The 12894-nt window shown below is 57.5% G+C and carries 13 protein-coding genes and 1 tRNA gene; 4 read left to right on the forward strand and 10 right to left on the reverse strand.

All coding sequences use genetic code 11. The annotated features are described in order from the left end of the window. Positions 1-54 precede the first annotated feature (54 nt). The 10 genes from IAE50_RS24785 to mltB all read right to left on the reverse strand — a co-directional run bounded on the left by IAE50_RS24785 (position 55) and on the right by mltB (position 9813). A tRNA-Ser gene (locus IAE50_RS24785) sits at positions 55-147 on the reverse strand. 337 nt (positions 148-484) lie between these two features. Continuing rightward, positions 485-670, reverse strand: coding sequence for a carbon storage regulator CsrA (csrA, locus tag IAE50_RS24790; protein WP_023480680.1), 186 nt, complete (start codon positions 668-670; stop codon positions 485-487). A 238-nt stretch (positions 671-908) separates the two neighbouring features. Further along, positions 909-3539, reverse strand: coding sequence for an alanine--tRNA ligase (alaS, locus tag IAE50_RS24795; RefSeq protein WP_200581596.1), 2631 nt, complete (start codon positions 3537-3539; stop codon positions 909-911). A 130-nt stretch (positions 3540-3669) separates the two neighbouring features. Next, a complete protein-coding gene (recX, locus tag IAE50_RS24800; protein WP_200581597.1) occupies positions 3670-4185 on the reverse strand; it encodes a recombination regulator RecX in 516 nt (171 codons plus the stop codon). A 67-nt stretch (positions 4186-4252) separates the two neighbouring features. Beyond that, positions 4253-5317 carry a recombinase RecA gene (gene recA / locus IAE50_RS24805; protein ID WP_023480527.1) on the reverse strand — a complete coding sequence of 355 codons (1065 nt, stop codon included), beginning with the start codon at positions 5315-5317 and terminating at the stop codon, positions 4253-4255. A 90-nt stretch (positions 5318-5407) separates the two neighbouring features. Continuing rightward, positions 5408-5905, reverse strand: a complete 498-nt coding sequence (gene pncC / locus IAE50_RS24810; protein ID WP_200581598.1) for a nicotinamide-nucleotide amidase — start codon at positions 5903-5905, stop codon at positions 5408-5410. A gap of 186 nt (positions 5906-6091) precedes the next feature. Further along, positions 6092-6970 carry a metal ABC transporter substrate-binding protein gene (locus IAE50_RS24815; RefSeq protein WP_200581599.1) on the reverse strand — a complete coding sequence of 293 codons (879 nt, stop codon included), beginning with the start codon at positions 6968-6970 and terminating at the stop codon, positions 6092-6094. An 11-nt stretch (positions 6971-6981) separates the two neighbouring features. After that, complete coding sequence (locus IAE50_RS24820; protein WP_042714680.1) at positions 6982-7845, reverse strand: metal ABC transporter permease; 864 nt, start codon at positions 7843-7845, stop codon at positions 6982-6984. After that, positions 7842-8504: a metal ABC transporter ATP-binding protein gene (locus IAE50_RS24825; RefSeq protein WP_200581600.1), complete on the reverse strand. Its 663-nt coding sequence runs from the start codon at positions 8502-8504 to the stop codon at positions 7842-7844. The genes IAE50_RS24820 and IAE50_RS24825 overlap by 4 nt, the downstream gene beginning before the upstream one ends. A 226-nt stretch (positions 8505-8730) precedes the next feature. Then, positions 8731-9813, reverse strand: coding sequence for a lytic murein transglycosylase B (gene mltB / locus IAE50_RS24830; protein ID WP_094421800.1), 1083 nt, complete (start codon positions 9811-9813; stop codon positions 8731-8733). 270 nt (positions 9814-10083) lie between these two features. Between mltB and IAE50_RS24835 the strand changes: the two genes are divergently transcribed. Genes IAE50_RS24835 through srlD form a run of 4 tightly spaced genes read left to right on the forward strand, consistent with a single transcriptional unit; the run spans position 10084 to position 12770 of the window. Beyond that, entirely contained in the window at positions 10084-10644 is a 561-nt protein-coding gene (locus tag IAE50_RS24835) for a PTS glucitol/sorbitol transporter subunit IIC (protein ID WP_042714687.1), read from the forward strand. Next, positions 10641-11600: a PTS glucitol/sorbitol transporter subunit IIB gene (locus IAE50_RS24840; RefSeq protein ID WP_200581601.1), complete on the forward strand. Its 960-nt coding sequence runs from the start codon at positions 10641-10643 to the stop codon at positions 11598-11600. Before IAE50_RS24835 ends, IAE50_RS24840 begins: the two co-directional genes overlap by 4 nt. 10 nt (positions 11601-11610) lie before the next feature. Next, the gene (gene srlB, locus IAE50_RS24845) at positions 11611-11973 is read left to right on the forward strand and encodes a PTS glucitol/sorbitol transporter subunit IIA (RefSeq protein WP_042714690.1); all 363 of its coding nucleotides are present in this window, start codon (positions 11611-11613) and stop codon (positions 11971-11973) included. 17 nt (positions 11974-11990) lie between these two features. Then, the gene (srlD, locus tag IAE50_RS24850; protein ID WP_042714692.1) at positions 11991-12770 is read left to right on the forward strand and encodes a sorbitol-6-phosphate dehydrogenase; all 780 of its coding nucleotides are present in this window, start codon (positions 11991-11993) and stop codon (positions 12768-12770) included. The last annotated feature ends 124 nt before the right edge of the window (positions 12771-12894 follow it).

Genomic DNA, 12894 nt, shown 5'->3' on the forward strand with positions numbered 1-12894 from the left:
CGACCGCTCGGTTCGTAGCCGAGTACTCTATCCAGCTGAGCTACGGATGCAAAATGGCGGTGAGGCGGGGATTCGAACCCCGGATGCAGCTTTTGACCGCATACTCCCTTAGCAGGGGAGCGCCTTCAGCCTCTCGGCCACCTCACCACACGCCTCTTACGAGTGCTTCGAAGAGTTCGTTAAGAGCTCATCGTCGCTGCGTGGCGCACATATTACTTTCTGGGACTTATAAGTCAAACAATTTTTCCCAGCCCTGAATCGTTTGCACACTTCGCAGACAATTAGGCGCTAAAAAGGGCAAAAAGGATGTTTTATCAGCAAAAATTCACTGCCCCACAGGCATGACATTACAGATGTGTGATAAACAAAAATGGCGCGAGAAAGTATCAGATGCAGGAAATCTGCAATAAAAATGAGACAGAGAAGCGGGAGAATAGACGGGAGGGTTGCGTCTCGCCGAACAACCGCGAGACGCATAATGGCATCAGAAATTGGACTGCTGGGATTTTTCAGCCTGGATACGCTGGTAGATCTCTTCACGATGGACCGATACTTCTTTGGGGGCGTTTACGCCAATGCGCACCTGGTTACCCTTAACCCCTAATACAGTCACAGTGACCTCATCCCCAATCATGAGGGTTTCACCAACTCGACGAGTCAGAATCAGCATTCTTTGCTCCTTGAAAGATTAAAAGAGTCGGGTCTCTCTGTATCCCGGCATTATCCGTCATACAACGCCAAAACATAAGCGATGACAAACTCATAACATGCAAGCAGTCATGGCATTACATTCTGTAGACGTAAGTTTAGCCGATATACACAACTTCAACCTGACTTTCTCGTTATCAATAGCGTAGTGGCAACAAAGCCATAACCTCAAGGTTATGGCTTGTGCGTTCGCTTTGTAATTATGACAGTTTAGCGCTTACCCAATCTTTAACACTGGCGAGAGCAGCAGGCAGCGCGGCCGCATCGGTACCACCGGCTTGCGCCATGTCCGGGCGTCCACCGCCTTTGCCCCCAACCTGTTGGGCGACCATTCCTACCAGTTCCCCTGCTTTGACGCGGTCAGTCACATCCTTAGAGACGCCCGCGATGAGAGAAACTTTACCTTCAACAACAGTGGCAAGAACGATAACCGAAGCGCCGAGTTGGTTCTTCAGGTCGTCCACCATGGTACGCAGCATCTTCGGCTCGACACCTTCCAGCTCGCTCACCAGCAGCTTAACGCCGTTGATCTCCATTGCGTTACCGGAGAGGTTTGCGCTCTCTTGCGCTGCCGCCTGTGCTTTAAGCTGCTGCAACTCTTTTTCCAGCTGACGCGTACGTTCAATCACTGAACGCACTTTGTCGCCGAGATTCTGGCTATCGCCTTTCAGCAACTGAGCAATATCCTGTAGCTGATCGTTCTGCGCATGCAGGCTGGCAATCGCCGCTTCGCCGGTAACGGCTTCGATACGACGCACGCCCGCTGCAGTGCCGGATTCAGACACAATGCGGAACAGACCAATATCACCGGTGCGCGAAGCGTGCGTACCGCCGCAAAGCTCGGTGGAGAAATCCCCCATCTGCAGCACGCGGACGCGATCTTCATACTTCTCGCCAAACAGCGCCATTGCGCCGTTCGCTTTTGCCGCTTCGAGATCCATGATGTTGGTTTCGATCGGCAGGTTGCGACGAATTTGCGCATTCACCATATCTTCCACCGCGCGGATTTCCGCCGGCTTCATGGCTTCGAAATGGGAGAAGTCAAAACGCAGCGCTTTGTCATTCACCAGCGATCCTTTCTGCGCGACATGCGTACCAAGTACGCTACGCAGCGCGGCGTGCATCAGGTGGGTGGCAGAGTGGTTAAGGCGGATACGGGCGCGACGCGCTTCGTCAACTTCCGCTTTCACGCCGTCGCCCACTTTCAGCGAACCGCTGCTGAGCTTGCCGACATGACCAATCGCCTGACCATACTTCTGCGTATCCAGGACGGCGAATGTTAAGCAGTTGCCTTTCAGCTCGCCTTTATCACCAACCTGGCCGCCTGATTCCGCATAGAACGGGGTCTCATCAAGCACGACAACCGCTTCCTGGCCGGCGGCAATCGACTCAACCTGTTTGCCATCGACAAACAGCGCGGTCACTTTGCCGTTCAGCTCAAGCTGATCGTAGCCTTTGAATTCTGTTGCGCTATCAACGCGGATCATCGCGTTGTAGTCTGCGCCAAAGCCGCTGGACTCGCGTGCGCGACGGCGCTGCTCTTCCATTGCCGCTTCGAAGCCCGCTTCATCCACTTTCAGATTGCGCTCGCGGCAGACATCCGCGGTCAGATCGACCGGGAAACCGTAGGTGTCGTACAGGCGGAAGGCGGTTTCGCCATCCAGCGTGTCGCCCTGCAGTTTGGAGAGCTCTTCATCCAGCAGCGCCAGACCGCGCTCCAGCGTACGCGCAAACTGCTCTTCTTCGGTTTTCAGAACCTGCTCAACCTGCGCCTGCTGGCGCTGCAGCTCTTCCCCGGCGGAACCCATCACTTCAATCAGCGGGCCAACCAGTTTATAGAAGAAGGTATCCTTCGCGCCGAGCATGTTGCCGTGACGAATCGCGCGGCGAATGATGCGGCGCAGCACGTAGCCGCGGTTCTCATTCGATGGGATCACACCGTCTGCAATCAGGAAGGCGCAAGAGCGGATATGGTCAGCGATAACGCGCAGAGATTTGTTGCTCAGATCCGTTGCGCCGGTCACTTTCGCAACCTGCTGGATCAGCTTCGAGAACAGATCGATTTCATAGTTGGAGTTCACGTGCTGCAGCACGGCTGTAATACGCTCCAGGCCCATACCGGTGTCTACGGACGGCTTCGGCAGCGGCTCCATGGTGCCATCGGCCTGGCGGTTGAACTGCATAAAGACGATGTTCCAGATCTCGATATAGCGATCGCCATCCTCTTCCGGGCTGCCCGGCGGGCCACCCCAGATGTGGTCGCCGTGATCGTAGAAGATCTCGGTGCAGGGGCCACACGGACCGGTATCGCCCATCTGCCAGAAGTTGTCAGACGCATACGCTGCGCCTTTGTTATCACCGATACGAATAATACGTTCGCGCGGGATACCGACCTCTTTTTCCCAAATTTCGTACGCTTCATCGTCGGTTTCGTACACCGTCACCCACAGACGCTCTTTCGGCAGCTTGAACCAGTTTTCACCGGTCAGCAGTTCCCATGCGTACTGGATAGCATCATGTTTGAAGTAGTCGCCGAAGCTGAAGTTGCCCAGCATTTCAAAGAAGGTGTGATGACGTGCGGTGTAGCCGACGTTTTCCAGGTCGTTGTGTTTGCCACCTGCACGCACGCAGCGCTGCGACGTGGTTGCGCGGGAATAATTACGTTTGTCGAGCCCAAGGAAAACGTCCTTGAACTGGTTCATCCCGGCGTTGGTAAACAGCAAAGTCGGGTCGTTATTCGGTACCAGGGAGCTGCTGGCAACTACCTGATGTCCCTTGCTATGGAAAAAATCGAGAAACGCCTGACGGATCTCAGCGGTGCTCTTGCTCATAATTATCCTGAAATCAAGCTAACGAAATGTGGTAGCGGGCCATCGCCATCGCATGGCAGACGCATCCGCTACTGGAAAAAGTGGGAATAAGATAAGTTTTCTTTAGTGGGAAGTAAAATCCCGTATGCGCTCAGTCGGCAAAATTTCGCCATATTTCCTGAATATCTTCTTGCATAAAGCCGCGATAGAGCAGAAAGCGTTGCACTTTCACTTTTGCAGCAAATTCAGTGGGCAACGGCTCGCCATATTTGCGCTGCGCCTGATCGCGGGCGCGGCTTACCCAGTCAATCTCGCATTCGCGCATGGCGTTTTCGCTGGTCTCCCGGGCAATACCTTTCTGGTTCAGCTCCTGGCGAATACGTACCGGGCCATACCCTTTGCGCGCGCGGCTGGCGATAAACTGGCGGACAAAACGGCTGTCATCAAGAAAGCCGTGCTCTATGCACCACGCCACAACCTGATCGATCTCTTCCGGCGTCGCGTCAACCGCTTCCGGGCCCTTCTTCGTCATGATGGGTGCGGCGAGCTTGCGGCGAAACTCAAGTTCGCTATGGTCGCGCATCGCCAGAATGCGCATGGCGCGATCGCGTAAGCGCGCCATGGCGCTGCGGCGGGAGGTGTTATCAGAAGAGGAGTTATCGGACATCGTAAAATCCTGTCACCATAAAAACAAAAAGGGCTGCATCAGCAGCCCTTGATTACGGATAACGTTATCAGAAATCTTCGTTAGTTTCTTCAACGCCCGCGTCTTTGTCGTCAACGGTGAACTCTGGCGTCGCAGTCTGGTTGCTGAGCAGAATTTCGCGCAGCTTCTTCTCGATCTCTTTCGCCGCAGCCGGGTTCTCTTTCAGCCAGGAGGTCGCGTTCGCTTTACCCTGACCAATCTTGTCGCCGTTGTAGCTGTACCAGGCGCCCGCTTTTTCAATCAGCTTCTCTTTCACGCCCAGGTCGACCAGCTCGCCGTAGAAGTTAATGCCTTCGCCGTAGAGGATCTGGAATTCAGCCTGTTTAAACGGTGCCGCGATTTTGTTTTTCACAACCTTCACGCGGGTTTCGCTACCGACAACCACATCGCCCTCTTTCACCGCGCCGATACGGCGGATGTCGAGACGAACGGAAGCGTAGAACTTCAGCGCGTTACCACCGGTGGTGGTTTCCGGGTTACCGAACATCACACCGATCTTCATACGGATCTGGTTGATGAAAATAAGCAGCGTATTGGACTGCTTCAGGTTACCGGCCAGCTTACGCATCGCCTGGCTCATCATACGTGCCGCAAGGCCCATGTGAGAGTCACCGATTTCGCCTTCGATCTCCGCTTTCGGCGTCAGCGCCGCAACGGAGTCGACCACCAGCACGTCAACCGCGCCGGAACGCGCCAGCGCGTCACAGATTTCCAGCGCCTGCTCACCGGTATCCGGCTGGGAGCAGAGCAGGTTATCGATATCAACGCCCAGTTTGCGGGCATACACCGGATCCAGCGCGTGTTCCGCATCGATAAACGCACAGGTTTTGCCTTCGCGCTGCGCCGCAGCGATAACCTGCAGAGTCAGGGTGGTTTTACCGGACGACTCAGGCCCGTAAATTTCGACGATACGGCCCATTGGCAGACCGCCCGCGCCCAGCGCGATGTCGAGGGAGAGTGAACCGGTAGAGATAGTCTCTACATCCATGGAGCGGTCTTCACCCAGACGCATGATGGAGCCTTTACCGAATTGCTTTTCGATCTGACCCAGTGCAGCTGCAAGCGCCTTTTGTTTGTTTTCGTCGATAGCCATTATTACTCCTGTCATGCAGAGTGAAGCGCGTTACGCCCCGTGGTGAATAACTGATTTGTTGCGGCAATTATACTGTATAGTCATACAGTATCAAGCCTTTTGTAGAAAATGTTGCCAGAGGGTCGTAAGTGCATAGGCCGTCGCTTGACGACGCACCGATTCACGGTCTCCCTGGAAGCATTCGCGCCGCGTAATCCCTTCTCCGTTAACGCAGGCAAGCCCAAACCAGACGGTGCCGACAGGCTTGCTTTCGCTGCCGCCATCCGGCCCGGCGATGCCGCTAATCGAAATCGCATAGTCAGCGCGCGCGGCTTTCAGGGCCCCAATCGCCATCTCGACGACCACCGGCTCGCTGACAGCGCCGTGCGCATCCAGCGTCTCGCTTTTCACGCCGATCATTTGCGCTTTCGCTTCATTACTGTAGGTCACAAACCCGCGTTCAAACCAGGCGGAGCTGCCTGCGATATCGGTAATCACTTTCGCAACCCAACCGCCGGTGCAGGATTCAGCGGTGGTCAACGTCGCGCCGCGCGCCTTTAGCGCTAGCCCGATGCGCTCGCTGAGCTGCAATAATTCACTGTCCGTCATGATGGCTCCCATGCCTCCATTAAACCGTGGCGTGAAAGATAGCACTTTCCCGTCAAATATGGGGATGGTATGGCAATTTTACGAGGCGACTTCCGAAAAAAGCAGTGTGATATAGCGGGGACGTGGTGAGGAGAAGCCCGGTGCGCCGTCGCGTCACCGGGTAGTTTACAGGCTATCCGCGCAGGATTACTTCATGCTATTGGCGATAGTGTCCACGTTGTGGCGAAAGGCTTTCTGATAGGTATCCGCCACGCCCCCTTTTGCGCTCAGCGCTTCCGGGTAGAGCTCGCCGCCCGGCTGTGCGCCGGTGGCATTCGCGATCTGTTTTACCAGGCGCGGGTCGAGCTGGTTCTCCATAAACCATACCTTCACGCCATCAGCTTTAATCTGTTTGATAAGCGCCGCCACCTGCGATGCATTAGCCTCGCTTTCCGATGAGAGCCCCTGCGGTGCCATAAACTCAACGCCATACGCGCGGGCAAAGTAGCCGAAGGCGTCATGGCTGGTGAGCACTTTGCGTTTCGCCTGCGGAATGGCGCTGAAGCGCTCTTTCGCCCAGCTATCCATCTCTTTCAGCTGCTCAATATAGCGCTGTCCCGAGGCGTTAAGCGCCGCTTCATCCGCCGGGTCGGCTTTCACCAGTGCCTTAAGAATATTTTGCGCATAGAGGGCACCATTCGCGGCGCTGTTCCACGCGTGAGGGTCGGTGACCTTCGCGCCATCCTCCTCCAGCGTATGGGTTTGCACACCGTCAGAGGCGATCACCAATTGGCCTTTAAAACCGGAGGCTTTCACTAACCTGTCGAGCCAACCTTCCAGCCCAAGCCCGTTGACCACCACCACATCCGCATTATTAAGCAGCGCGCTATCTTTTGCCGAAGGCTCAAAGGTGTGCGGATCGCCATCCGGCCCCACCAGCGAGGTCACCTTTACATGATCTCCGCCCACCTGGCGGGTGATATCGCCCAATATCGAAAAGCTGGTCACCACGTTGATGGTTTTTGCCACTGCGCTCTGCGCCATCAGACCGAGCGCCAGTGCCAGAATCACCCCTGTACGTTTCATTATGTTCCCCTTTATGTAAAAAGCGCGCGCAGGCTGTTTGCCAGCCCGCTGCGCGTGCCGAATAAGATGGATAAAAAGAAGATAAGGCTGGCAGTCAGCACGATCGCCGGGCCGGCAGGCAAACCCGCCAGCCACGACAGGCTTAAGCCGAGCCAGGCGCAGAGTGCGCCAATCGCCGCAGCCAGCAGTAACAGGCGCGGCAAGGTCCGCGCCCAGCAGCGCGCCGCCACGGCGGGCAGCATCATTACCCCCACCGCCATCAGCGTGCCGAGCACCTGAAAACCGGCCACCAGGTTGAGCACCAGCAGCGCCAGAAACAGCCCGTGCAGCATGCCCGGCAAGCGCGGTGCGTTAACCTGTAAAAAGGCGCTATCAAACGCCTCACTCACCAATCCGCGATAACAGACGGCAAGGGTAATCAGCGTCAGGCTGGAAACCCCGGCGACAAACAGCGCCGCGTCGCGATCCACCGCCAGAATTGAGCCGAACAGCAGGTGCAGTAGATCGACGTTCGACCCGCGTAGCGACACCAGCGTCACGCCCAGCGCCAGTGAGCCAAGGTAGAAACCGGCAAAGCTGGCATCCTCTTTTAGCGGCGTCCGGCGGCTGACCCACCCCGCCACCAGCGCGACGGCAATCCCGGCGATAAACCCGCCGACGCTCATCGCCAGCAGCGACATGCCGCTCAGCAAGTAGCCCACCGCGACGCCGGGCAGGATGGCGTGAGATAACGCATCGCCCATCAGGCTCATGCGCCGTAGCAGCAAAAAGATGCCGAGCGCCGTGGTGCTGACAGAGAGCGCGAGGCAGACCACCAGCGCGCGGCGCATAAACCCGTATTCGATAAAGGGCTGGAAAAAGAGATGCCAGATCATGCGCAGTTCTCCTCAAGGCTCAGCGTCGCCCCCCACTGCGCCCGTTTCTCATCCAGCCGCAGCGTCTGCGGAAAGTAGCGCGTCACGCGCGCGCTGTCGTGCAGCACCGCCAGCAGCGTCTGCCCGGCGCGGTGCATATCCACCATCTGCTCCATCAGCAGCTGCGACGTCGCTTCATCAATGCCGGTAAAAGGTTCGTCGAGCATCACCAGCGGCGCGTTCTGCACCCAGATGCGGGCAAACAGCATGCGCTGAAACTGGCCGCCAGAGAGGGTGTCAATGGTCTCGCCAGCCATCTCCGCAAGCCCGACACGCTCCAGCCCCTGCGCCACGCGTTTGCGCGCATCGCGGTTCAGGCCAGCAAACAGCGAGATGCGCGGCCAGCAGCCCATGCTCACCACCTCCTGCACCGTCAGGGGAAATTGCGCCTCCAGCGCGTGACGCTGCGCCAGCCAGCCGATGGTCGGCCGCGCGCCCTGCCAGCGCAGCACGCCACTGACCGGGGGTAAAAATCCTGCCAGCGTTTTCAGTAGTGTCGATTTGCCGCAGCCGTTGGCACCAACAATCGCCGTCATGCTGCCGCGCGCCAGCGTGCCGCACAGCGCCGGGGTGATCGCCAGCCGCTCATAGCCTGCCACCAGGTGGTCCAGTACAATCATGGCAGCGCAACCGCCCACTCAGTCAGTAACCAAAGCAGCAGCAACAGCCCTGCCGCCAGCAGCAGGCGGCTTGCAGCGGAAAGGGAGAAAAGGGTTACGGGAATCATTCACACACCTCATATGTTATAACGTAACAATAAGCTGTAGTGATAATGATGTAAATCGCGGAGCGTAACGGGAGTGCGTCGAAATGTTTCAATCCCCTCCCGCAGGAGGGGAAAGCAATTTACTGAATACGCGCCAGCGCTACCGCCTGGCCAAGCTGCCAGACCGCCATCGCGTAGTGGGTGCTGTGGTTGTAGCGGGTGATGGTGTAGAAGTTCGGCAAACCGTACCAGTACTCATACCCGGTGCCGACATCGAGGCGCAGCAGGCTCGCCTGCTGATGATCGCCCAGCGGCTGTTGCGGTGTCAGACCCGCCGCCGCCAGCTGTCCGAGGCTGTAGTTGGTTTTGAAGCCGTTCGCCAGACCCGGTGCCTGGCCGTTAGCCGGAACCGCAACCTGATCGCCCTTCACCCAGCCGTGCTGTTTGAAGTAGTTAGCCACGCTGCCAATCGCATCCACCGGATCCCACAGGTTGATATGGCCGTCGCCGTTGAAATCCACCGCGTACTGCTTATAGGAGGACGGCATAAACTGGCCGTAGCCCATCGCACCGGCGAAAGAGCCTTTCAGCTCCAGCGGATCGTCGCTCTCATCGCGCGCCATCAGCAGGAAAGTCTCCAGCTCGCTGGCGAAGTAGTCTGCGCGGCGCGGGTAGTCAAAGGCCAGCGTCGCCAGCCCATCGAGGATGCGGGTTTTGCCCATCACGCGGCCCCAGCGCGTTTCCACGCCGATAATGCCAACGATAATTTCCGGCGGTACGCCGTAGACACGCCATGCGCGGTCGAGGGCATCCTGATACTGGTTCCAGAAAGCGACACCGTTCTGCACGTTATCCGGCGTGATGAACTGCTTACGGTAGCGCAACCAAGCACCGTTTGGCCCGGTTGGGCCCGCGGTCGTCGGCGCCTGTTTGTCCATCAGGCGCAATACGTAATCAAGACGTTTCGCCTGCGAAAGGATCTCATGCAGTTGCTGACGATCGAATCCATGCTTGCTCACCATCGCATCAATAAAGCGCTCTGCCGCCGGGTTATTGGCAAAGTCGCCGCCGCTCATCACCACCTCATGCTGTGGCTTAAGCAGAAAGCCGCCGGATGGCGCGGGCGACACGGTCTGGGGAGCTTCAGCGAGCGGGGGTTTACTGCTACAGGCACAGAGCACAACAAACGCGGGCAATAACGCCGCGTAACAACGCTTCAACATGGGATATCCACTTAAACGAATTCAGCCAGGGGGCAAGTATGGTAAAGCATTTCCCCGCCGACAAGGAAGTGCGGCATCACCTGCGTAGAGGATCGCATTTCCTCTGTATCCCCTCCCCTTTTCATTCATTTAAAACCGAAGCATCTCGCAAAAACTTTCAAAATGATCATTTTTTCTTTCATAGTGAGATCTAAATAACACATTAAGACCTTTCATCATGATTATGATAGCGCCCGGTGACATAACAAAAACCCCCTACAGGAGAGAACAATGGAAACCATCACGCATGGTGCCGAATGGTTCATCGGGCTGTTTCAGAAAGGCGGTGAGGTCTTTACCGGCATGGTGACCGGTATTTTGCCGCTGCTGATAAGCCTGCTGGTGATCATGAACGCGCTGATTAATTTTATTGGCCAACACCGCATCGAAAAACTTGCCCAGCGCTGCGCGGGAAACCCGCTCGCCCGCTACTTACTGCTGCCCTGCATCGGCACATTTGTGTTCTGTAACCCGATGACGCTCAGCCTCGGGCGCTTTATGCCGGAGCGATACAAACCGAGCTACTACGCCGCCGCCTCCTACAGCTGCCACTCGATGAACGGCCTCTTCCCGCATATCAACCCCGGCGAGCTGTTTGTCTACCTCGGTATCGCCAGCGGCCTTACAACGCTCGGCTTACCCCTCGGTCCGCTGGCGGTGAGCTACCTGCTGGTAGGCCTGGTCACCAACTTCTTCCGTGGCTGGGTCACCGATCTCACTACCCGCATTTTTGAGCGAAAAATGGGCATTCAGCTTGCACAAGAGGTTCACCTCGCCGGAGCGAAATCATGAGCCGAATCATTATTGAAAAAGGTGCCGGCGGCTGGGGCGGCCCGCTGGAGATTGATGCCAGCAGCGAGAAGAAGATCGTCTATATCACTGCGGGCACGCGTCCGGCTATCGTCGACAAACTGGCGCAGCTCACCGGCTGGCAGGCGGTGGACGGCTTTAAAGAGGGTGAACCGCCTGAGGAGGAGATCGGTGTGGCGGTGATTGACTGCGGCGGTACCCTGCGCTGCGGCATCTACCCCAAACGCCGCATTCCGACCGTCAATATTCATGCGACGGGCAAGTCGGGGCCGCTGGCGCAATACATCCTTGAGGATATCTATGTCTCCGGTGTGAAAGAGGAGAATATCCGGCTGCAGGGTGAAGCTCCGTCTGCCAGAGCGCCCCAGTTGCGGGATTACGACACCACGAAAAAGATCACCGAGCAGAGCGACGGCCTGCTGGCGAAAGTCGGCATGGGCATGGGCTCGGCGGTGGCGGTGCTGTTCCAGGCCGGTCGCGACACCATTGATACGGTGCTGAAAACCATCCTGCCGTTTATGGCCTTCGTCTCGGCGCTGATCGGCATCATCATGGCTTCCGGGCTGGGCGACTGGATCGCTCACGGCCTCGCGCCGCTGGCCAGCCATCCGCTTGGGCTGGTAACGCTGGCGCTGATTTGCTCCTTCCCGCTGCTCTCACCCTTTCTTGGCCCGGGGGCGGTTATCGCTCAGGTCATTGGCGTGCTGATTGGCGTGCAGATAGGCCAGGGGCACATCCCTCCGCACCTTGCGCTGCCAGCGCTGTTCGCCATTAACGCCCAGGCCGCCTGCGACTTTATTCCCGTTGGCCTGTCGCTGGCAGAAGCCCGCCAGGAGACGGTACGCGTCGGCGTCCCGTCCGTGCTGGTAAGCCGCTTTTTAACCGGTGCGCCAACGGTGCTGATCGCCTGGTTTGTCTCCGGTTTTATCTATCAATAAGGGGTGATGCATGACTGTTATCTATCAAACCACCATAACCGCAATTGGCGAAAGCGCGCCGGAGGCGCTCAGCGACAACATGCTGATCACCTTCCGGGAAGGCGCGCCTGCCGATGTCGCCGAGTTCTGTTTTATCCATAACCACGGCCCGCTCTGCGGCGCACTGCTGCCGGGCGCACAGTTTACCCTCGGTGAAAAGCACTACCCCGTCACCGCCGTCGGCGAGGTCGCCGAGCAGAATTTGCGCGAGCTGGGCCATATCACCCTGCGTTTCGATGGGCAGACGCAGGCGGAGTTTCCGGGCACGGTGCACGTCGCCGGCCCGGTGCCGGACGCTGTCGCGCCGGGCTGCATTTTAAAATTTGTCGCTTAAGGTCTAAGGAGAAGAGTATGAAACAGGTTGCCGTTGTCATTGGTGGAGGACAGACGCTTGGGGCGTTCCTCAGCCGTGGGCTTGCCGCAGAAGGGTACCGCGTGGCGGTTGTCGATATTCAGAGTGATAAAGCGGCGACGGTCGCACAGGAAATTAACAGCGAGTATGGCGAAGGGATGGCCTATGGCTTTGGTGCCGACGCCACCAGCGAGCAGAGCGTGCTGGCGCTGGCGCGCGGCGTCGATGAGATTTTTGGCCGCGCCGATCTGCTGGTCTATAGCGCCGGGATCGCCAAAGCGGCGTTTATCAGCGACTTTGCGCTGGGGGATTTTGACCGCTCATTGCAAGTCAACCTGGTGGGCTATTTCCTTTGTGCCCGCGAGTTTGCCAAATTGATGATCCGCGATGGCATTCAGGGGCGCATTATCCAGATCAACTCCAAGTCCGGCAAAGTGGGCAGCAAGCACAACTCCGGCTACAGCGCGGCGAAGTTCGGCGGCGTAGGGCTAACGCAATCCCTGGCGCTGGATCTGGCGGAGTATGGCATTACCGTGCACTCGCTGATGCTCGGCAACCTGCTGAAATCACCAATGTTCCAGTCGCTGATCCCGCAATATGCCAGCAAGCTTGGCATTCCGGCAGAGGAAGTGGAGCAGCATTACGTTGATAAAGTGCCGCTGAAGCGCGGCTGCGATTACCAGGATGTGCTGAACGTGCTGATGTTCTACGCCAGCCCGAAAGCCTCCTACTGTACCGGCCAGTCAATCAACGTCACCGGCGGTCAGGTGATGTTCTGATTCGGCCCCAACGCCTGATGGCGCTGTGGTTTCGTAGGCCGGATAAGGCGTCAGCCACCATCCGGCAAACAGCCCGCACCAACGCCTGATGGCGCTGCGCTTATCAGGCCTACGGGTTCAGCGA

This window comes from Kosakonia sp. S42, assembly GCF_016624785.1.
In the GTDB taxonomy this organism is placed as follows: Bacteria; Pseudomonadota; Gammaproteobacteria; order Enterobacterales; family Enterobacteriaceae; genus Kosakonia; species Kosakonia cowanii.